Here is a 22,232-nt window from a genome sequence, read left to right on the forward strand (position 1 = left end):
ATGGCAAAGTTAGAGAATAATAACGAGAATGAGAATAAAAAATCAGTAGCTGAGAACCTTGGTGATCAGGTACAGAAGACTGTTGAGAATGTAGAAGGTGCTGTAAAGGAGACAGTTAAGGAAGCGTCTGAGCTGGCATCAGATGCTATTCATCATCCCGTGGAGACGGCTGAAGAATTTGGGAAGCAGGCTGTAAAAGATGTTACCAGCTATTCCTGGTGGGCAAGGCTTCTCCTCATTCTTTTCTGGCTGGGAGTTATTCTTGTCGGCGGGGTGCTTACTGCCATTAACCTTCCGGCAACCAAGCGATGGGCCGCAGATCAGGCACTTCAGATTGTTAATAAAGATTTTAAATCCGGAATGTCTACTGAAAGTGTAGAAGTTGATTATTTCGGGGATGTAACCATAAAAGGATTAAAAATCAAGGATTATAAAGGCCTTGATTTCATCAAAGCAAAGGAGTTCCGTGCCAATTCAGACTGGATGTCACTTGCTTACAATGCCATTTCCGGGAACAGCAATTCTTTAAGCTTTAATTCCCTTACCCTCGTTAATGCAGATGTAAAGGTGATTACCTATAAAGGTGACAGTATTTCCAATTTTATCAGATTTACCCAGCTATTCGACAGCGGTAAAAAACGAGATCCGAAAAAGCCCCCTTTTCAATTGGATTCTAGGGTACAGATCATTGATTCGAAGGTTTCCATTATCAGTCAAAACTCTCCGGGAGAGCCGGGAAAATGGCTTACTGCTACAAAATTTAATTTAAAAGCACCTAATGTAAAGGTGAACGGAGCCAATATTTCGGCACTCATTAATAATATGTCCTTCGTTACTACCAGATGGGGCAAATCTCATTTTGTAGATACCTTTTCTACCGAACTTTCCTTAACCCATGAATTTCTGTCTTTAAAAGACCTTACTTTGAATACAGATCATTCTTTGCTTCAGGGGAACATCAAATTTAATCTTCATGACGGCTCATGGTCAGAATTTGCAGACCGTGTACGCTGGGATATGGAAATTAAGCAGGGAAGCCAGCTGAGCGGATATGATATCAGTTATTTTGTAACGAACTGGGATAATTTTAAACCGTTCAATCTTGCCGGGAAAATGACCGGCCCGCTGAATAAATTCTATCTGGAAAACTTCCTCATCAGAAATCCGGATGTTAATATTGCAACCAGGACTATGAAGGTAGACAGACTCCTGAAAGGAAATTTTGCGATTGAAACAAGTGACCTTTCTACCGATTTTACCTATAAAGACCTTAAAGCAATGATGCCTTCATTTATATCCAAAAAGATGAAGAATTTTGCTGATGATTTCGGAAAGCTGAAATACAACGGAACGGCAAGGGTTACTCCTGAACAGGTATATGTTGCCAATGGAAACCTGATAACAGGAATAGGGCAGGCGAAAATCTCCAAGCTTTCGCTTACCGCTTACAGTACGGCTATGCCTAAATATTCAGGAAATCTGGAAGTGAAGGATCTTAATACGTCTGTAATCACCAAAAACAAAAGTGTAGGCCTGATCTCCGGTAAATTTGATCTTAACGGACAGAGTTTTGACGTGAATACTATGCGCCTGACTACGAAGTCCCAGATCAGCAGCATCGAAATTATGGATAAGCAGATCCGTAACCTGTATCTGGACGGATTGCTGGATCATAAAAAATATAACGGCCTGATTACTGTGAATGATGAGCAGGCAAAGGCTACCATTAAAGGACTGATTGATTTCAGCACTTCAAGGATAGCTATGAATGTAAATGCCGATGTCACTCATCTCAATATGAATTATTTTACCAATAAACCGGGAAGCCAGATCGTGAGCGGCCAGGTAGAAGGTAAAATGTCCATGTCTAATATAAATGATCTCACTTTAGATGTAGATGCCAATAACCTGAATTTTGCTACGGCAACTCAAAAATACAACATTCCGAAAGCTAAAATAAAAACCTTTATAGAAGCAGGCGGTCGTGTTATTGATGTTGATGCGCCGGGAGCGGCAAGCGGTAAAATATCAGGAAGATATAATCTTGGTGATCTTGCAGGTATGGTGGAAAACGGAATTGGAAGAATCCTGGTAGGACCTCCGCCGAGAAAATTGTACAGAGGGCAGAACTTCAAAATGAATTTTGATGTCCGGCAAGGCATTGTAAATTATTTCCTGCCTGATCTTAAGCTTCCGCAGGGTGCTGTGGTAGAAGGAGAGTACAATGGGGATTCCAATGATCTGATCCTGAACCTGGATGCGAATTCCCTGAAGTATATCATGACGAAGAAGGAAGAGATTACAGATGCAGATAAAGCCTTAGCCACGGCTAATCCTGAATATAAGATTAATGACAGGAATAATATTTCCAGAGACAGTGCTATGATAGACAGTGTAATGGTGAGGATCAATACTGCAAATCTTAATGAACAGCTGTATGCCAGAATCAGTAAACTGGAATACAACAAAAATATTATCAAAGATTTTGAACTGAAGGGGAAAAATGAAAACAATACAACGCTTCATCTGGCCACTACATTCAAACACGGAAGCCCGGAAGATGATCAGAATGATAATCTTAAAGCATATGCCATTAATGTAGACCAGTCTACGAATGCTGCCGGAGATTATGTTTTCAGATTTGAGCCTACAGAAGTTAAATTTAATGAGGTTATCTGGGCTATAGACACAAGTCCGGAACTAGATCATTCCATTACCTACAGGAAAAATACCGGGGATTTTGATATCAGGAACCTGAGGGTATTTTCAGATAAAAGTGCCCTGTTCATCAAAGAGGCACAGTTTAAATCTGCCAAAGATTTTTATGTGGATGCAGAGATCGAAGAATTCGCTGTTGAAAAGCTTCTTGAAATGCAGTCCGGAGGAAATCCTATGGGAATAAAAGGCCTTGCCAACGGAAGTGTAAAGATCAAGATGGATAAGAGTACTTTGCAGCCGCTTGTAGATCTTACCGTGGATAATATTGTAATGAACGGAAACGAGATGGGGAATCTGACCATTTCCGCTACAAACGGTTTCTCTCTGAATGTTTACGACATTGATGTAAAAGTAGCTTCGGCAGGAATTCTTGGAAGTAATAACCTGCATTTGACAGGTACTGTAAATAATAATACCGCTTCACCTACGATTGACCTGACCGCGGAAATGCGTGATTTCGATCTTGCTTTTACCCAACAGTTTGTACAGACCGTTTTTGGAAACATCAGAGGAAAAGCGACTGGTGACCTCAAAATCAATGGAAAATTAAGCGATCTTGATTACAGCGGAGATATTGCTTTGAAAGGGTTCGGGCTTAAGCTTCTGTTTACGGGAGTAGACTATTCATTTGATGATACTGTGGTACCGCTTTCCCGTGGGCTTGCACTTCTCAATAATATTGAAGTTCATGACGGAAGATCAAATTCCAAAGGAACCATTTCCGGGGCAATCCAGTTTGAAACCCTTTCTTCAATGGGAGTCAACCTGATTATGAGGGCAGATAACCTTCTTATGCTGAATACCACACAGAAAGACTATGATCTGTTCTGGGGAAGGGTGTATGGGCAGGGAGATCTTTACGTGGACGGACCTGTTTCCGGACTGAGTATTTCCACTCCCAATATGAAAGCGCTGAACGGAAGTAACTTTACCTTTAATTCCAGTTCAACATCCAATGTTGAAGAATTTAAAATGCTGAGGTTCCTGAAAGAAGGAAAAGACGGACTTATCACCTTGGAAGAGAAGAAGAAAACGGGGGCCAATATGCATATCGACTTCAGTCTTGATGTGGATAAAGGAACTACGGTGAATGTTCTTGTAGGTGATGATGTAGGAAATATTACCGTAAAAGGTACTGCCGACAAGCTGAGGTTCCAGATGGGAAGACAGGGAGCAATTGCCATGAACGGGACTTACAAAGTAGATAACGGAACATTTGTTTCCAAAGCTATTCTTAATAAAACATTCCAGATAGAAAAGAACAGCAGCATACGATGGGATGGTGATGCTATGAAGCCGGCACTGGATATTACAGCCAATTATGTAAGAATGGTATCCAATGCAGGGGAATATCTGAGTATGGGAAAACTTCAGCCTATCAGTATACTGCTTCAGGCTAATATTACACAGTCTTTGGTTGATCCGAAAATAGACCTTAATGTAACCGCTCTTGATGTTTCCAGTCAGGTAAGAGAAACCCTTGCCGCTAAAATGAGCCAGGAAGGAGAGAAGGTATTGCAGTTCGGTTCCGTCCTATTGTTGAGTACTTTTAATGTTTCCAATAGTGGAGGAGTAGATTTTGATGTGGCAGGAGTAGCCGAATCTTCCGGGTACAATATGCTTCTTAAGCAGCTTGGTTCTGTTTTGAATACCATGAGTAATGAATTCCAGATCGATTTGAATTATGTAAAAGGTGACCAGAATTCCAATACAGGTGACCGTGCCAATGCAGGGGTAAGTGTAGCAGTTTCACCAAGGGTAAATATTAAGACCGGATTGGGAATTCCTTTAACGAAAACAGAAGGCACACAAAACAATTATCTCTCCGGAGAAGGATCTATTGAATATGATATTTCTAAAAAGAATGACGGAAGTCTCGTTTTAAGAGGCTATTCCAAACCTACCAATATCGGGATGGTAAGTACGAATGGTTCTGCAAATCAGGCCTATGGTGGAGGGGTAGTGTGGAGTAAAAGCTTTAATTCTCTGTTTAAAAAGAAGAAAAAAGATAAAAAACCGTCAGAAACCCAAACGGAAATAAAAACAGATTCTACAAAATCAGCTAGCAAATAATCGTAATATTTTAATGATTTTTATCATCCGTGTTAATTATTGTTAATATTTGATATAATTTTTTTAGTTAAATTATTTTTTATAAATTTGCAACAAATACATAGATTTTTTAAGAAAATTGTAATTTAACTAATATGAACTATCAACTGGACGAAATAGACAAGAAAATTCTTGATTTCTTAGTCGAAAACACAAGAATGCCTTTTACTGAAATTGCAAAGCAGATGGATGTTTCTGCTGGAACAATTCACGTAAGAGTGAAAAAAATGGAGGATGCAGGTATTATTTTGGGATCATCTCTTAATATCGATTATGGTAAGCTGGATTATCACTTTACAGCTTTCATTGGAATCCTTTTGACAAAATCCAACCGTACTCAGGAAGTACTGAAAGAACTATCTACGCTTCCAAACGTAATTGAAGCCAGCGTTATTTCAGGAAAATATAATATTTTCTGTAAAGTAAGAGCTAAGAATACGGATGATGCGAAGAGAATTATTTATCAGATAGATGACATTCAAGATGTAATGAGAACCGAAAGTATGATCTCTATGGAGGAATACCTGAGCGACAAAAACAGATTGATCAACGCTATTTCTATATAATTCAAATTTTAAACGAATATTATATTAAAGAACTTATGAAATTATTCATAAGTTCTTTATTTTTGTACCTATGGAAGAATACAGTTATTTTGATGAGGATCCAAAGAAAGGATGGGGCTTTATTTCAGCATTTGCAGCATTGATGCTGTTCACCGTTATGGGGCTGGGAATTGATATGGATGAGTACCTTCAGCATGAATACCTCCAGATCCCAAGATGGTATTTTTTTGCCATCTTTACCGTTGATGCCCTGATGGTCATTGGACTTATCCTGATGTTCTTCTACAGAAAAATAGGAATCTTTATGTTTCCGGCATTGCTGGTCCTGCATTTCTTTATGCACAATTATTACCTTTCCACATTTTTGTATACCGATGTAACGAATCTTTTCCTTTTTACAGGTTTTGGTATGCTGGCGATTATTCCGAAATGGAAGTTTTTCAGGTAGAAGATTTGCCCTCTTCGTAAAGATGGAAAGTCTTTTGTTTTAGAGGATTCTTACTCCATGTTTCCCATTTTCCCGTATATGGATCATAACCACATTTCAGAGGCTTGGATATATCCAAGCCGTCACTATTGATATAATTCCGTTCGGTATAAGCTCTGCAATCTGTGCAGATATATCTGAATTCACAATCTTTACAGACCTCTATTTTATCTTTCGTAATATTCCAGTATTTCTTAAATCCTGGTGCTGTCACAGCTTTTTCAAGACTGATATCATTGATATTTCCAAAACTTTCAGCCATTAAAGGACAGTTTTTAATATGGCCGTTTATATCTATTCCGATCTTTTTATGAAGACAGGAATTATGATGAATAGCTTCTGAAACTTTTGAAAAATTGGTATTGAAATACTTCAGGTCTACTTTTCCGCAGGATGAAATTTTGAGATTTTCACGACTGAATTTCAGATAGAACCTGAACGTATCTCCGGATTTAACAGGAGCTTTTGAACAACCATAGAATACTAAACCATAAACCCTTTTTATTGTTTGATTAAGATTTTTGATAAAACCTTCATCTATGGCATCATGATACGGAGAAAATACTTCAATGCCGTTTAAAACAGAACCGCTGAATTTTGCATCAATTTCCTGAAACTCTTTAAGAGAAAGTTTTTGGTGGGCATAAATAACAAGATGCTTTACTCCAAGATTTTCTACAGACTGTTTTATGTTCTCTAAAACTGAAATATTATTGAGCTCTATGAAAATATTGGCAATTTCATTAGGTTCTTGGAACTGATAGGAGAGTGGAGGGAAATTCCTGTCCCGGTTTCCTTCCGTTATAAAACCATACTCCTTTTCAAGTAACAGGTCTATATATTCACAGGCAAATTCTTTGGATTCTGCATCGTAATTCTCCAGAATATCTTCTATAGATTTATTCTTCAGTTCTTCTATGATTTCATAAAACTCCAAAGAATATAGTTCTGAAATATTTCTTTGAAGATCAGAGATCAGAACTCTGCCGGCCCCTTTCGTGACCATAATATTGCTGAACAGGTTAAAATATCTCATATCATTCGGGTGAGCTGTTTTAAAGGTTTTTCTCTTACATGATGTTCAGTCCGGTATTTTTCAGATGATACAAAATATACCATACTGCTGTGAATTTTACTGACATTTTTTGTTTTAAAAATCTCAATATATTTGAATGTAAGAGGCAGTTTGTTTTTTTCGTTGTAGAGTTTTTTCATAAATATTCAGCGATTTTTTGTTCCAGAGAATAATTACATGTGTTGGACATTCCTGTAAACTGGCCAATAGGATTGCTCTCCAGGAAATAATATTTTTCTCCCTTCTTTATAAAATCCAGCGATCCGGAATTAAGATCCAGAAACTGCATCAGCAGTTGTATTTTTTCTTCAATATCAGGGGGAAGGCTGTAGGGTACATTCCTGTTAGGTTTTACGTTGTTATATTTTCTGAAATCCACTTTAGTCTGTTCATCGTTTTGTGAGAATATGGCCATAGACCAGCATTTGCCGTTCAGGTAAAAAGTTCTTATTTCAAAATCTTTTTCAATTTTCTCCTGAAAGAAGGTGATGAAAAAATCTCCTTCTTCATGCTCTTCAACTACAGATGTATACATAAAACCACCGGAATTTTTCTTTAGCTCATCCAGCATTACATTTCCGTTAATGGTCTTTATAATGGTATCTCCGATTTTTACATCGTGGGTATTTTCTGCCAGAAAATATTCAGGTACGTCAAAACCGATTTCTTTTGCTTTATCAAGCACAATCAGCTTATTTACATCACTATTGCTTTCCTTATTGATGTGTCTTTTGGATTCAAGTGTTTTGCGGACATAATCTTCAAGCCAGTGTTGTGTTTCACTCATATTAAGGTTAATAGATGCATGATTGTATTTTAACCGTTTAAAGACCAGTCTTCCTCTTCTGTACCAAACGCTTTTTATTTCATCAAGGAAGAAACGGTTTCGGGAGCTTTGCAGTAGAATTCTTTTTTCCTGAACTTTAATTTCAAATATTTCATCCTCATGGATGCGGAGGAATTTTTTGCCCATTGCAATCAGTTCCTTAATTACTTCTACAGTGGTGATCTCATTATTTTGAGAGATAATCAGTATCATAATAAACTTAGTGATTATTTATTTTTTCTCTGAAAGTCTTTTACCATTTTTGAAGACTGTTTGAGACCGGGAAAACCTACTGCTTTCCGGTTGCGGTCTATCCTTGCAGAATCGGCAGCATTAAAATTCGTATCATAATGCGAGAATATGCCGTAAACAGGCTCCAGATGATGAATGTACTGGTATTTGTCAACCATTTCTATATAATCTCTCGGAGGGCATTCACCGGACTTCACATATTCCAGCAGTTTTGTCTTGAAAAATTCATAGTGTTCTGTTCCTGCCATATGATTAAGAAGTGTTCCCATATGCATCAAGCGTTCATTATTTCCATATAGCCCTATTTTCTGTCTTGAAGGAAATCCATAGTTCTTGAATGTCCAGATTAATAGTTCTGCATTTTTCCTGTCATTGATTACTACTTCCGGGCCTACACGGTTATTTTGCTGGTCGCGCTCAAAAGCAATGCTGAAAGAATCTATCAGTGTTTTATTTAAGCCTCTTTTCCATTGAAGAACCTTTTGTTCAACAGCCATGCTGTCAATTTCATACTTTTTATAAAGCTTGAAGAACTCTTTATCTTCTCTTTTGTATTTCCAGTTGGGTGCGGATTGTGCTATAAGTTTATCCAGACCTTTTATCCTTCCAAATTTTTTATGAAATTGGTCTGAATACCTGATGTAGGTTTCATAGTCTTCCAGTCTTTCGTTTTGAACTGGAGGATATTTCCTGAATAGTTTCTTATACTGTCTGATGGTTGCTAAAGTATCTTTACCAACTCTTTGTGCACTGTCAATGGTGTATACTTTATGATAGTAGTCAATGTAATTCAGTTTCCTGCCTTTACAGGAAAGAAAAGAGATGGCAATCAGGGTTACAAAAATGATTTTTTTACATTTCATTGAATGGAATTATCTAAAAAACAGAGGGGGAAATCCCCCTCATATTTAGTCAATAGTTAATGTTGCTACCAGTACTCCGTCATTGTACATTCTGGTATCACCGGTATTTCCTTCATTGCCGTTAGGTGCGGTTTCCTGTGTTGTTCTTAGATTAGATTCAGCATCATGTTTTCCCCCAACAATATTTCCAGGATTGCTCAATTTTTTGTTTTCTAATGAAGAAAAACCATTCTTCATTCCTTGAAGTTTTTTCATAATTGTAATAAAATTTTTAATTAGGATTTGTGTTGTCATATAAGCCCTGACATGGGTTCGTTATTCTGCGTTTCATCCCGTACTGTACACTTACATGCGAAAAACTGAACACTTAATCAACGTTGATGGGTTCAAAATTATAAATAATTACATCACTTTAATGTGAGTATTTATTGCAGATTTATTAAGCCCATAATGAACGGTTGTACAGATTTAAATAAAACCTGAAAATAATTTGTACTGTTAAATATTTTTAATTGAAAAATCTAAAATCCAAGGTTTGATTTTATAAAACTGAACTATAAATAAATATCCCAATATCTCTGTTGTACGAAGATTATAAGCTATTATGTATACATAAAAAACTGAAATAATAAAATCATGTATGCAAATCTGGAAAAACTTAATATTGAGTAAAAGTTACTTTGAAGAAATTGAATAGAAAATGCTAAAAATTTTTGACTAGGGATTTCTATAAATGGAGTTTCGAATAGTACCATGATAATTCCCCTCCTTTGAAGGGTGGTAAATCGGAGATTGATGGGGTGGTAAAAAAACTCCGGCGGTTTCGAAGAAACCGCCGGAGCCTATATCATAAACCTTTTCGCTAAAATTCTCTTTAGCAATAACCTATTAGGTTTACTATTTTTTAATGACTTTATGTGTATTAAAAGTGCCATCTTCAAAATAGCATGTTACAAAATACACCCCGGAAGGGTATTTTGAAAGACTGATCTCTGTTTGTTGTGGCTTGGCAAGAATTTGATTGGCAGAATTCAACAGAATTATACTCTTTATTTTTTTTGCAGAATTAATAGATATTTTTTCTGTAGTCGGATTAGGATATAATTTTACCAAATTTTTGGTAGCTGTAATATCACCGGTTGCAAGGCTTGCCATACAACTGGGATCATACGTATCTGTTGAGATGGTCCAGTTTTTTGTGTTAACGAGGATATTTCTGTATTGTAAAGCTTCTGCGCCGTAGCTTGAAGTAACATCTCCCATATTTTTTCCATTTGGTGTTGCAGGATTGGTGGCCCAACCTTTTAACGTTTTACTGTAATTTTCACAATTTAAAGCTGAACCGGAAAATATAGACCCTAAATTTACTGCGGGATTAAGTACCCAATTTCCCAGGTTTTGGTTAAAACTTGGAGCTTGATAAAACATTCCTGTTAGTGAAATAACATTTGAGGTATTCCAATTTCCAATGTTCTGATTAAAACTTAATGCATACTGAAACATAGCGCCCATACTGGTAACATTTGAGGTATTCCAGTTTCCTATATTTTGGTTAAAATCTTGAGTGCCATAAAACATTTCATTCATACTAGTAACGTTTCCTGTATTCCAGTTCCCAATATACTTGTTAAAAGCAATTGCATCAGCAAACATATAGCTCATATCAATAACATTAGATGTATTCCAAGTGCCTATATTTCCGTTAAAACTTTGGGCATGCTGAAACATCTTGCTCATATCGGTAACATTTCCGGTATTCCAGGAGCCTATGTTTTGGTTAAAATTTGTAGCATAGTAAAACATAGAATTCATATTGGTCACATTTGAGGTATTCCAGCTTGCTATGTTTTGGTTGAAATTTGAAGCATTATAAAACATATAACTCATATCTGTTACATTCCCTGTATCCCAGGTAGTCATACTTGGAACATTCACCAATGATTTGCATGCAAAAAACATAAGATACATACTGGTTACGTTACTGAAATTTGGAGTATCAGTTGCTGAAATAACCATATTTTGACAACCATGAAAAGAATCTGACAGATCGGGTTTCCAGGTTGCATTCCCCCACTGAACAATATCTAACAGCTTTTTGGCATTATTTACTGATACACCATTGAAGTAAAATTTAAAGGGTGAGGTAGGGGTAATTGTTACTGTATATTGACCAATTGCAGGAAATACAATGGTAGTATTTCCAGAAGTTCCGGTTCCGCTACCAGTTAATGATGGATTGGTAATGCCCTGATAGGTATAGTTATATGTTCCTTCAGTGGGAATTACAATTGCTTTTGAATTATCAAAGTTAATATTGGTATTCCACTTTGTAATAATAGGTTGTGCTGAAAATAAACTTCCTATAACAAGGAAGAATACCAACAATTGAACTTTCATAAATTATGATTTCTTATAAATTTTTAAAACTGCTCTAATAACTGTTATGCTAAAATTCTCTTTACAGCCTCTTTTACAGCCTCTGCATCAATCTTATATTTTTTCATAAGCTCGGCAGGCGTAGCAGATTCTCCGAAAGTATCATTTACAGCAACAAATTCCTGTCTTGTAGGTCTTTTTCTTGAAAGCATTCCCGCAACAGATTCCCCTAAACCGCCAAGATAATTGTGTTCTTCTGCTGTAACGATCTTTCCTGTTTTTTCAACAGATTTAATGATGATCTCTTCGTCTAAAGGCTTAATCGTGTGGATATTGATTACCTCACAGGAAATACCTTCTTTTTCAAGCTCATCAGCTGCTACAAGAGATTCCCAAACCAGGTGCCCTGTTGCAACAATTGTTACATCAGTACCTTCCTGAAGAAGAATTCCTTTTCCGATTTCGAAAGGCATATCTTCCGGGATGAATACAGGAACCGTAGGTCTTCCGAATCTTAAATATACAGGGCCATCGTGTTCAGCAATAGCAATAGTGGCTGCCTTTGTCTGGTTGTAGTCACATGGGTTGATAACCGTCATGCCCGGAAGCATTTTCATCATACCGATATCTTCCAAAACCTGGTGGGTAGCACCGTCTTCACCTAAAGTAAGACCTGCGTGAGATGCACAGATCTTTACATTTTTACCTGAATAAGCGATAGACTGACGGATCTGGTCATACACTCTTGAAGTAGAGAAATTAGCGAAAGTTCCTGTAAAAGGAATTTTTCCTGTAATGCTTAAGCCTGCAGCAATTCCCATCATGTTTGCTTCTGCAATCCCTATCTGAAAGAATCTTTCCGGTGCCTTCTCGATGAATTTTTCCATTTTCAAAGAACCGATAAGGTCTGCACAAAGTGCTACTACATTAGGATTTTTGTCTGCAAGTTCTGCCAATCCTGCTCCGAATCCTGAACGTGTATCCTTTTTTTCTGTATATGTATATTTCATTTTTTTTACTGATTATTTATTTTGATTACTATTTACTTCGCCTGGATTAGTAATCAGCAGGAGCTTCCAGATATAATTGTTTGAATGCGGTGTCAAGCTGCTCATCATTAGGAGCTTTTCCGTGCCATGCGTGAGATCCCATCATATAATCTACACCATAACCCATTTCTGTATGAAGGATGATTACCACAGGCTTTCCTTTTCCTGTTTCAGTTTTTGCCTTTTCAAGCATAGCAATAACAGCTTCAAGGTCGTTACCGTTTTTCTCTTCCAGAACAGTCCATCCGAATGCTTCCAGTTTAGCGTGCAAATTTCCTAAGCTTAATACATCATCCGTATCACCGTCAATCTGGCGTCCGTTGTAATCGATAGTTGAAATGATGTTATCCACTTTTTTAGCCGCTGCATACATCAGAGCTTCCCAAACCTGACCTTCCTGAAGTTCACCGTCACCGTGAAGGGTGTAAACAATAGACGGGTCGCCATCCAGTTTTTTACCTTCTGCTACACCAAGTGCTACAGAAAGACCCTGACCGAGAGATCCGGAAGCAATTCTGATACCCGGAAGACCCTCATGCGTAGTTGGGTGTCCCTGAAGTCTTGAATCCAGCTTTCTGAAAGTTTTCAGTTCTTCTACCGGAAAGAAGTTAAATCTCGCTAAAGTAGAATAGTAAACCGGAGAAATATGCCCGTTGGAAAGATAAAAATGATCCTCATTCTTCCCCTCCATAGTGAAAGGTAGCTTGTAGTTCATCACCTTTCCGTAAAGCGCTGTGAAGTATTCCGTACAGCCTAAACTTCCGCCCGGATGCCCTGAATTTACAGCGTGAACCATTCTTAAAATGTCTCTTCTGATCTGCGTAGTAAGAGATTTTAACTCTTCAATACTTTTACTCATTATATCTGATTTATTTGCACGCGAATTTACAATTTTTTAACGGCTTACGGAAATGCAAAAACCCGGACTTATGATCCGGATTTATATTTATTGTATGAAAATACTGGTTTTAGCAGCCCTCGTTCAGGTATACTGAAATTTCCGTAATGATATTATTGACGAATTTAAAAGAAAGCTGTGTCCCTGCATCAAGATCCTCCAACGTGAAATATCCTGTATCTTTAAGACGTTTTTCACCCTTTTCATCCCAGGCCGGATGAACGGTAAAACTTGGATGATTTCTATAGGCATTGATCAGGTCATCTTTTGTATTCCCGATTCCGATCCCGCTTTTGGTTTTGAATTTTTTGCTGGTGGTCGTCAGTCCCATTACGCTTGCTACATTCGGTTTTGCTTCACTGATATAGCTTTCGTAAAGATCGATCTGGATCAGTTCTCCATTATATTTAACATTGTTTTTAATGGTTCCGTCTGTGATTTTCAGTTTTGTGCCAGCCATCTTTTCAGCCTCCGCTTTTTCCATAAAGATTTTGTAAGGTCCGATTCTCAGGGTAGAAACCTCAAAATCCTGTGCATTCATGAAGCCGAACGCCAAAATGAATACAAAAAGTGAAATGATTTTTTTCATGATTAATAGAATGTATTGTTTGAGTTTTATTTTTTCCCTAATATTTTATTGATAATATTTTTAATTATCGGTTCCATAATCGCATATCCTGCAGGAGTAGGGTGGATGCCATCCTTTGCAAGACCTTCCCGCATACCGCCTTTTGCATCACGCATAGCTTCATTATAATCTACAAAAACAAGTTTGTTGTTTTGTACGTACTGCTTTAATCTGCTGTTTAAAGCATCCACTTTCTGAGGTACATCAGCTATTTCTTTACGCCAGGGAAATGAGGCGGCAGGAAGTACGGAAGCAATAATTACTTTAATTCCATTGCTTTTGGCAATATCAGCCATTGATTTGATGTTGTTAAAGGTAAAATCCGGATCATAAATTCCGGTATTTTGAGCAATATCATTAGTTCCTGCATTAATAACCACAATTTTGGGTTTTAAAGCAACGACATCATTCTGAAAACGTAACAGCATTTGCGAAGTAGTCTGCCCGCTGATGCCTCTTCCTGTATAATTGTTCTCAGAGAAAAACTCAGGATGGCTTTTTACCCAACCCTCAGTAATGGAATTGCCCATAAAGACCACATCTACTTTTTTCTTTGAATTTAAAATGGTTGTATTGTCATCTTTATATCTGGCAAGGTTGGCAAAATCAACGGCGCTCTGTGCGTTTACAAACACACCGAAAAGCAAGCCAATGACAAGGAAAACTGATAATTTCATACAGAATATTGTTTGTTTTTACAGGTTATCGGACGAGAAGGCCCGATTTTACAAAAATACAATGAAACCCAATGATTTTAACCTAAAATCAGGTTAATTTTTATAAAGGTTGATTCTATTTCGGGAATATCCATTCAATAGAAACGGGCTTTAGCCCGTTTAGATATTAATAAGAAAATCATCATCCGGCTTTAGCCAAAACCAAACTTTATTTCTTTCTGATCAGCCAAAGTCCGATGAATGTCAGTAATCCGTTGATAATCAGTAGTTCAAGTCCGATCTTGAAATCACCGAACATATTCTCCTGGTATTTATCAATAAAAAATGAAATCAATGGCGCTGCAATACATACATAAGGAACAAGATTATCACGAACCTTGTATTTGGTAAAAATTCCAAAGGCAAAAAGTCCCAGCAGCGGTCCGTAAGTGAATCCTGCAAGCTTAAGGATAAGACCGATCATGGAATTGTCATTAATAACCTTAAAAATAATTACCATAATCAGGAAAGAAAGGGCAACCAGAAGATGGATATTTTTTCTGAATTTTTCTTTTTGGGAATCGCTCCAGTCTTTCTTTTCCTTCATTCCGAAAATATCAATGCATATGGAAGAAGTGAGGGCGGTCATTGCACCATCCGCACTTGGAAATAGTGCTGATATCAGGGCAATAATAAAGATAATGGAAATAAAACCGGGCATATGATTCAGGGCAACATCAGGGAAAAGCTGATCTCCTGCGCTTGTTACATGTTCCTGAGCTCCGTACAGGTGAAGAAGTCCGCCCATATAGAGGAATAATGAAATTACTCCAAGAAGAATAAAGCCCAAAGTCACCATATTTTTCTGTGAATCTTTCAGTTTTGTTACAGATAAGCTTTTCTGCATCATTTCCTGGTCTATTCCCGTCATGGTAATGGTGATGAAAGCTCCCGCCAGAATCTGTTTGATAAAGAAACTTTTCTGGTTAGGATCGAAATCAAAAATTTTGGTGTAGCCTTTTTCATTCATAGCCGTAAAGCTCTCTCCGAAACTTAATCCTAAATGATTGAGCATATAAACTGTACAGATAATCAGTCCTAAAAGCATACAGGAAGTCTGTAAGGTATCTGTCCATACAATTGTTTTTACACCACCTTCATAGGTATAAAGGATAATCATAGCCAAAATGATGAGAGTAGTCACTATAAACGGAATTCCCAGACTGTCCAGAATAGAAATCTGAAGGATATTCACTACAAGGTATAGCCTCGCCGTAGCACCTACCAGCCTGGAAACAATGAAGATCCATGCTCCGGATTTATAGGAAAGCTGGCCCAGTCTCTGTTGGAGATATCCGTAAATGGAAGTCAGTTTCAGACGGTAATAAAGGGGAAGAAGCACATAGGCCACCACAATGTATCCGATAAGATATCCCAATGTGATCTGCAAATAGGCAAATTTATCATTTCCTACAGCTCCCGGAACACTTACGAACGTAACACCTGAAAGCGATGTCCCGATCATCCCGAAAGCGACCAGCATCCAGTTACTCTTACGGTTTCCGATGAAGAAACTCTCATTATCACTTCCTTTTCCCGTTCTGTAGGCTACCCACAGCAACAATGCGAAGTAGACGATAATAATAGACAGTAATATAACTGGAGACATAGTTTTTCAATTAAAATTTTACAAATATAGTTTTTTTATGTTCGGTTAGGAAAGAAAAAGCCTTTCAGGATAAAACATCTGAAAGGCCTGTATCTTGAAAGTAAAATTAGTGTCAGTTAACTAAAACATCCTGTAATTCTTCACTTTTCTGAAAACTTGCTTTGGCAAACGGGCAGAGCGGAATGATCTTTTTGTTGTTTTTCCTGGCAAAATTCACTGCTGCCAGAAGCATTTCTTTTCCTACGCCTTTCCCGTTGTAGGCTTCTTCCACCTCCGTGTGGTCTATGATAAATCTTTCTTCTCCGGCCCAGGTATATGTCATCATTCCTGCGCGTCTTCCATCTATGAAAGCTTCAAAACTTCCGTGTTTTTCGTCGTTGTTTTGTTTTACTTCGGTCATATTATGAAAATTTGGTTAGTATTTCTATGTCGTTGGTTAATATTTTGTGTACGGGACAGGCATCAGCTATGGTGTGGAGCCTTTTCATCTGCTCATCATCCAGGATTCCTTCAAAGCTGATCTCTCTTTTGAATACGGCTCTCTTTGTTAAAGGATAATTTTCAAGCTCAACTTCCACGTTGATGTTTTCTACATCCCATTCCTTTCTTTCAATATACATTCTTAAAGTGGCTGCAGTACAGCTTGCGAGGGACGTTGCCAAGATTTCCATAGGGTTGAAACCTTTATTCTGCCCGCCTTTATCTATCGGTTCATCGGTAATGATCCTGTTTTCGCCAGCCGTTACCTCAGTATAATACTTTGTTTTTCCTAAACTTGCTTTTACGGTTACCGCCATTATTGTTCTGTATTGAATTTATAACTTAATGCTCCTGACGGGCAAAGGTCTATTTGGTTTTTAAGTTCTTCCGGGGTAGCATTTTCAGCTTTTATCCAGGGTCTGTCTTTAGGATTGTAGACCTGGGGAAGTGTTTTTACACAAACAGCCGAGTGTATACACTTTTTGGGCTGCCAGATAACAGTAATGCTTCCATTAGGATATTCGTGTGTTTCCATATCAATTTTCTTTTAATGATTTTTCGATTCTACGGTCGGGAATCAGCCATATGAGAGCCACGAGATAATAAAAACCTATGGCAATATAGGGATAAAAAAATGAAACGGCGATTCCGAGGACATAAAATACAATTGAAATATATTCTTTAAACTTTGAATGTATAGCTTCCTTCAGCTTTGAGTTTTCACCTTCATTCTTAAGAATCAGGTTTTCTAAAATGGTATAAGCCACAGCAGACATAATCAGGCCAATCCCGTATGCTGCTGTTGGATTCTCTGCAAAATGAGTGGTTCCTATCCATTCCGTAGCGATAGGCATCAGTGAAAGCCAGAACAGCAGGTGAAGATTGGCCCAGAGAATACCTCCGTTTACTTTTTTTACGGTCTGAAATAAATGATGATGGTTATTCCAGTAAATTCCAACATAAATAAAACTGAAAATATAAGCCAGAAATCTTGGAAGGAGAGGTCTAAGGCTGGCCCAGCTGCTTCCTTCCGGAACTTTCAGTTCAAGAACCATAATGGTAATGATAATCGCAAGAACTCCATCGCTGAAGGCTTCCAGTCTTCCCTTAGTCATTGGTTGCAGTCTCTTTTTTAAAGTTTTCTATCTTATCTTTAAGCTCCTTAAGCATATCAGGGTTGATAACACCGCTTTCAAGATCAAAATTTTCATAAAACTTAGGAAGAGAAAAGGTGTCTTTGATATCTGCAGCAAACTGCGGGAAGAATGTTTTAGCCGTATTCATCACATTGCCGCCTCCGTAGCCTCCCGGTGAAGTACTCATCAGAAACATCGGCTTGTTCTGGAATACTTTTACGTTGATCCTTGAAGACCAGTCGAAGACATTTTTAAAAGCTGAACTGTATGACCTGTTGTGTTCTGCAAGAGAGCAGATAATGACATCACATTCCTCGATCTGCTTTAAAAAATTATGGGCTTCGTCCGGAAAACCTTTCTTTTCAAGATCTACGGAAAAAACGGGCATTGTGAAATCATTCAGATCGATCAGATTGATTTCCTCATTCTGAAAATCTTTCAGAACGAATTTTACAAGTTCCCTGTTGATTGAAGTAGAAGACGTACTTCCTGCAAATGCTAATATTTTCATGTATTGTGCTGTACTAATAATTATTTTCTGTTTAAAATTGCCTTGGGAAGCGGAACATATTCTGTTTCGTCACCGAGAACCAAAGGAAAAGCATCATGGTTCTGGTCATTCCAGTTCACTTTGGCCTGGTCGAGCAGCTCTTTATCTGAATTCACAAAATTCCAGAATATAAAACGCTCCTCGTCAAAAGGTTCGCCTCCAAAAAGATAGACTGTACCGTTTTCACTCATTTCAAATTCACATAATTTTGTGTCTTTGGCGATCATCAGCTGTTTTGAACCGTAAGAATTTCCTTCCGTGGTAACCGTTCCGTCCAGTACATACATGGCTGCTTCACCGTAAAGATCTTTTCCGATGCTTATTTTCTTCGCTTCTTTTGTTTTGATCTCAATAAAGAACAATTTGCTGTGAACGGGAACTGCAGATTTTCTTCCGAATGCTTCACCGGCAATCAGTTTATACTGAACTCCGTCTTCTTCCCACACGGGAATCTCGTCTGCCTCAATATGATGGAAAGTAGGTTCTGTCTGTTCAAGGTGCTTTGGAAGACCTACCCAGATCTGGAATCCGTGGAGTCTTTTATCGCTGTGTCTTAAATATTCCGGGGTTCTTTCTGAATGTACCACACCTTTTCCGGCAGTCATCCAGTTAACGGCTCCAGGTTTTATTTCAACTGCACTTCCGATGCTGTCCCGGTGGAAAATAGAGCCTTCCAGCAGGTAAGTTAATGTTGATAACCCGATATGCGGATGCGGAGGAACATCAAGATTCTGGTAATCCTTCAGCTCAGAAGGTCCCATATGATCGATAAATACAAATGGCCCAACCGCTCTTTTCTCACGGAAAGGAAGAAGTCTTCCTACGAGGAAATTTCCTATATCTGCGGCTTTTTCTTCTATGATAAGTCCGATATTTGACATAATAAAGTAAATGTTTTTAAATTTAGATGAATGAAAGCTATTTATCCGGCTACAGTTTGTCGTATCCTTCGAATCTTTCATCTACAATACGTTTCCACTCCGGATGCCTCTTGATATAGGCGAAAACATAAGGACAGAACGGAAGAAGTTTTTTCCCGTTTTCTTCAATATAAGCCAGTGTTTTTTCTACAACGGCGGTGGCTGCTCCGGTTCCTGCCAATTCAGGATCTGTTTCCGTATGTACTAAGGCAATCTGCTGGCCCATTTCACGGTAATCGATAAATGCGAAATGCCCGTCTGTTTCTATTTCAAATCTTTTTCCTGCTTTTACAAGAGGAATGTTTTCAAATTCTGGTTTCATAATTTTTTGTATTGTAAGCAGGCCGGCGGATCGCAAAAACACAAATTTAGATTTTTATGTTTTTGCGGTTCACCAACTCTGTTATATAAAGTTAATAAAAAAGGGATAATGTAAGATTAATATAAATTTAATTCTCTTAATCTTCCAGATAGCCGAACTTTCCGGTGTTGTAATCTTCAAAAGCCTGCATAATTTCTTCTCTTGAATTCATTACGAAAGGCCCGTGAGGATAAATCGGCTCATTAATAGGCTCCCCGCTGATAATAAGTACTATTGCATCTTCCTGAGCTTCAATGCTGAATGTTTCACCTTCGTTTTTAAATAAAACAAAGTGATCTGATGCTGCTTTTTGATCCCCGTTTACGGTGATGCTTCCTTCAATCACCAATGCTGCGGTATTGAAATGGGCCGGGAAGCTGAACTTGGCTTTTCCACCTGCTTTTAATTTGGCATTCATCATATTAATGGGAGTGAAAGTATCTGCAGGACCTCTGTGACCATTATATTCTCCTGCAATAACTTCTACAAGACCATTTTCTCCAAGATCAACACGTTCCATTGCCTTATTTTCTATAGCCTGATACTTTGGGCAGTTCATCTTATTTTTTGCAGGAAGGTTAACCCATAGCTGAACCATCTGGAAAATGCCTCCTTTTTTTGACCATCCGGTTTCATGATATTCTTTGTGAAGAACTCCTTTGGCAGCAGTCATCCACTGTACATCACCTTCGCCTATAACCCCGCCGCCGCCGGCACTGTCATGATGTTCTACTTTACCCTGATAAGCTATCGTTACGGTTTCAAAGCCTCTGTGAGGATGAACTCCTACACCTCTGGGCCTGTCGGAACCATTGAAATGAAATTTTGAATTGTAATCAAGCATAATGAACGGGTCCATTCTTTTCATGTCCAATCCCTGTACCCCAGGTATAAAATTGTGAACTCTAAAACCATCTCCTACAAAATGTGCAGGTTTTGGAGATACCACGATTTCTACTTTTTTCGCTGTCATAATATTGTGAATTTTATATAACAAAAATACTGCAGCGGAAAATCGGACACATTGATCTGTGTTAAGTTCGTTAAAAGGTAAAAAGGCTGAGATGGCAAATTGCTTTAATCTTCTTTGGATTTCATATTCTTTCCATCTGAAATATGAAGTCTTCTGAAAACAAAGCCTGATATTATGGTTAAAATTCCTACGGTAAGGAAAGTGTACCGGAAAGCATTATGGGTTTCGCCTTTGATAAGGTCGGAGCTTTCAAATAATTTTAAAACAATTAATCCGAAAGCAATTCCAAAACCTATAGCCAGCTGCTGATTAACGGATATTAATGAATTTCCGCTGCTGGTCTGAAAGTTCCTTAAATCTGCAATGGAAATGGTGTTCATGGAAGTGAACTGTATGGAATTGAAAAACCCCAGTATGGCAATGATGGGGATAAACCAATATAAGGAAGTATGAATATTGGGAACAGCAAGAAGGCAGATCAGGGTTCCGATGATAAAGGTATTCACCATTAAAGTCTGCCGGTAGCCATATTTATTCAGAATTTTAATAACGGAAGATTTCCCGAACATAGCGGTAAGGGCCATTGGTGCAATGATCCATCCGGAAGTCACAGCCGACTGTTTGTAGGCAATCTGGATCATTAGCGGAAGTAGTAAAGGAACGGAGCTGATCCCTAAACGGGTAGCCAGGTTCCCTACAATTCCTACACGGAAAGTTCTTACCTGAAACAGGTTTAAGGGAAAAATAGGATTCCCGTCTCTTCTGGCATGTTTGTAATAATAATAGAGGAACAGAAAGCCCAGAATAAATACAAACAGTACCGGGCTGATGTTCTGCATATCTCCAAAAAGCTCCAGTGAAATGGATAACAGAAGCGAAGCGGCTGCAAAAATTAAAAATCCTTTCAGATCAAAATCAACATCAGTGGATTGGTAATCCGGCATGTATTTAAAGCCTAAAATGATACCCAAAATTCCGATTGGAATATTGATCAGGAAGATCCAGTGCCACGAAAGATAATCTACCATATAACCTCCCACTAACGGACCAAGTACAGGGCCAATCAGTGCCGGAATGATCGCGAAGTTCATTGCTTTAAGCAGTTCGTTTTTATCAAAGGTTTTAATCAGGGCCAGTTTTCCAACCGGTGTCATCAGACTTCCTCCGACTCCCTGGATGATCCTTGAAATTACCAGATGGGTTAAATTTTGAGACATGGAGCAAAACAGTGATCCTAAACTGAAGAGCACCAGTGAGAAAATAAATACTTTTTTAGTGCCGAATCTGTCTGCCAGAAAGCCGCTTGCAGGCATAAAAACAGCCAGTGTCAGAACATAGCTGATGATAGCATTCTGCATATTGAGCGGAGATTCATGGAGGTCGCGGGCGATGGAGGGCAGGGAAGTGTTCAGGATGGTGGAATCCAGCATCTGCATGAAAATTGCTGTGGCCAGGATAAGCGGCAGTATTTTTTTTACAGAGGTCTGTTGCGGGCTTGTTTCTGTCATTTGGTGTAGACTGGAAATCCGATTATTTCCAGATTTATTTTTGTTGAACCAGCTTCTGTTTTTAAAACAGTTTGATTCTTAGATAAAGAATTTGATATAAAATTAAAAAAGTCCTGTGAATTTTCACAG

22 protein-coding genes are annotated in these 22,232 nt (G+C 38.1%); 3 read left to right on the forward strand and 19 right to left on the reverse strand.

Features of this window, described 5'->3' with window-relative positions:
* The 3 genes from HNP36_RS00085 to HNP36_RS00095 all read left to right on the forward strand — a co-directional run bounded on the left by HNP36_RS00085 (position 1) and on the right by HNP36_RS00095 (position 5,844).
* Positions 1-4,791, forward strand: a complete 4,791-nt coding sequence (locus HNP36_RS00085; RefSeq protein ID WP_184162114.1) for a translocation/assembly module TamB — start codon at positions 1-3, stop codon at positions 4,789-4,791.
* Positions 4,792-4,925: 134 nt separating this feature from the next.
* Positions 4,926-5,396, forward strand: a complete 471-nt coding sequence (locus HNP36_RS00090; protein ID WP_040996736.1) for an Lrp/AsnC family transcriptional regulator — start codon at positions 4,926-4,928, stop codon at positions 5,394-5,396.
* Between the two features lie 70 nt (positions 5,397-5,466).
* On the forward strand, positions 5,467-5,844 hold the full coding sequence (locus HNP36_RS00095; protein ID WP_184162111.1) for a hypothetical protein: 378 nt from the start codon (positions 5,467-5,469) through the stop codon (positions 5,842-5,844).
* On the opposite strand, the gene gwsS is transcribed toward HNP36_RS00095, so the two are convergent.
* From gwsS to HNP36_RS00190, 19 genes are all read right to left on the reverse strand, one after another.
* The gene (gene gwsS, locus HNP36_RS00100; protein WP_184162108.1) at positions 5,837-6,919 is read right to left on the reverse strand and encodes a grasp-with-spasm system SPASM domain peptide maturase; all 1,083 of its coding nucleotides are present in this window, start codon (positions 6,917-6,919) and stop codon (positions 5,837-5,839) included. The genes HNP36_RS00095 and gwsS overlap by 8 nt on opposite strands.
* A 175-nt stretch (positions 6,920-7,094) precedes the next feature.
* A complete protein-coding gene (gene gwsG, locus HNP36_RS00105; RefSeq protein WP_184162105.1) occupies positions 7,095-7,997 on the reverse strand; it encodes a grasp-with-spasm system ATP-grasp peptide maturase in 903 nt (300 codons plus the stop codon).
* Positions 7,998-8,011: 14 nt separating this feature from the next.
* The gene (locus tag HNP36_RS00110; RefSeq protein WP_184162102.1) at positions 8,012-8,899 is read right to left on the reverse strand and encodes a hypothetical protein; all 888 of its coding nucleotides are present in this window, start codon (positions 8,897-8,899) and stop codon (positions 8,012-8,014) included.
* A 45-nt stretch (positions 8,900-8,944) separates the two neighbouring features.
* On the reverse strand, positions 8,945-9,154 hold the full coding sequence (locus HNP36_RS00115) for a hypothetical protein (RefSeq protein WP_184162099.1): 210 nt from the start codon (positions 9,152-9,154) through the stop codon (positions 8,945-8,947).
* 642 nt (positions 9,155-9,796) lie between these two features.
* Positions 9,797-11,296, reverse strand: a complete 1,500-nt coding sequence (locus HNP36_RS00120) for a BspA family leucine-rich repeat surface protein (protein WP_184162096.1) — start codon at positions 11,294-11,296, stop codon at positions 9,797-9,799.
* Between the two features lie 44 nt (positions 11,297-11,340).
* Positions 11,341-12,285: a transketolase family protein gene (locus HNP36_RS00125; protein ID WP_184162093.1), complete on the reverse strand. Its 945-nt coding sequence runs from the start codon at positions 12,283-12,285 to the stop codon at positions 11,341-11,343.
* Between the two features lie 46 nt (positions 12,286-12,331).
* Positions 12,332-13,186 carry a transketolase gene (locus HNP36_RS00130; RefSeq protein ID WP_317168966.1) on the reverse strand — a complete coding sequence of 285 codons (855 nt, stop codon included), beginning with the start codon at positions 13,184-13,186 and terminating at the stop codon, positions 12,332-12,334.
* Between the two features lie 106 nt (positions 13,187-13,292).
* Complete coding sequence (locus HNP36_RS00135) at positions 13,293-13,811, reverse strand: hypothetical protein (RefSeq protein WP_184162087.1); 519 nt, start codon at positions 13,809-13,811, stop codon at positions 13,293-13,295.
* A gap of 26 nt (positions 13,812-13,837) precedes the next feature.
* A complete protein-coding gene (locus tag HNP36_RS00140) occupies positions 13,838-14,527 on the reverse strand; it encodes an SGNH/GDSL hydrolase family protein (protein WP_184162084.1) in 690 nt (229 codons plus the stop codon).
* A 208-nt stretch (positions 14,528-14,735) separates the two neighbouring features.
* Complete coding sequence (locus HNP36_RS00145; RefSeq protein WP_184162081.1) at positions 14,736-16,175, reverse strand: sodium:solute symporter; 1,440 nt, start codon at positions 16,173-16,175, stop codon at positions 14,736-14,738.
* A gap of 112 nt (positions 16,176-16,287) precedes the next feature.
* The gene (locus tag HNP36_RS00150) at positions 16,288-16,575 is read right to left on the reverse strand and encodes a GNAT family N-acetyltransferase (RefSeq protein WP_184162079.1); all 288 of its coding nucleotides are present in this window, start codon (positions 16,573-16,575) and stop codon (positions 16,288-16,290) included.
* Between the two features lies 1 nt (position 16,576).
* On the reverse strand, positions 16,577-16,972 hold the full coding sequence (locus HNP36_RS00155) for an OsmC family protein (protein WP_184162077.1): 396 nt from the start codon (positions 16,970-16,972) through the stop codon (positions 16,577-16,579).
* The gene (locus HNP36_RS00160; RefSeq protein ID WP_184162075.1) at positions 16,972-17,190 is read right to left on the reverse strand and encodes a (4Fe-4S)-binding protein; all 219 of its coding nucleotides are present in this window, start codon (positions 17,188-17,190) and stop codon (positions 16,972-16,974) included. The genes HNP36_RS00155 and HNP36_RS00160 overlap by 1 nt, the downstream gene beginning before the upstream one ends.
* A gap of 1 nt (position 17,191) precedes the next feature.
* Positions 17,192-17,770: a TMEM175 family protein gene (locus HNP36_RS00165; protein WP_184162073.1), complete on the reverse strand. Its 579-nt coding sequence runs from the start codon at positions 17,768-17,770 to the stop codon at positions 17,192-17,194.
* On the reverse strand, positions 17,763-18,302 hold the full coding sequence (locus HNP36_RS00170; RefSeq protein ID WP_184162071.1) for an NADPH-dependent FMN reductase: 540 nt from the start codon (positions 18,300-18,302) through the stop codon (positions 17,763-17,765). The genes HNP36_RS00165 and HNP36_RS00170 overlap by 8 nt, the downstream gene beginning before the upstream one ends.
* Positions 18,303-18,322: 20 nt before the next feature.
* Complete coding sequence (locus tag HNP36_RS00175; RefSeq protein ID WP_184162069.1) at positions 18,323-19,222, reverse strand: pirin family protein; 900 nt, start codon at positions 19,220-19,222, stop codon at positions 18,323-18,325.
* A gap of 49 nt (positions 19,223-19,271) precedes the next feature.
* Positions 19,272-19,583 (reverse strand): GNAT family N-acetyltransferase, encoded by a 312-nt coding sequence (locus HNP36_RS00180; protein WP_184162067.1) that lies wholly within the window; start codon positions 19,581-19,583, stop codon positions 19,272-19,274.
* A 136-nt stretch (positions 19,584-19,719) separates the two neighbouring features.
* Positions 19,720-20,595 carry a pirin family protein gene (locus HNP36_RS00185; RefSeq protein WP_184162064.1) on the reverse strand — a complete coding sequence of 292 codons (876 nt, stop codon included), beginning with the start codon at positions 20,593-20,595 and terminating at the stop codon, positions 19,720-19,722.
* Between the two features lie 104 nt (positions 20,596-20,699).
* Positions 20,700-22,103, reverse strand: a complete 1,404-nt coding sequence (locus tag HNP36_RS00190; RefSeq protein WP_184162061.1) for an MFS transporter — start codon at positions 22,101-22,103, stop codon at positions 20,700-20,702.
* Between the last annotated feature and the right edge of the window lie 129 nt (positions 22,104-22,232).

The organism is Chryseobacterium shigense, assembly GCF_014207845.1.
GTDB lineage: Bacteria > Bacteroidota > Bacteroidia > Flavobacteriales > Weeksellaceae > Chryseobacterium > Chryseobacterium shigense_A.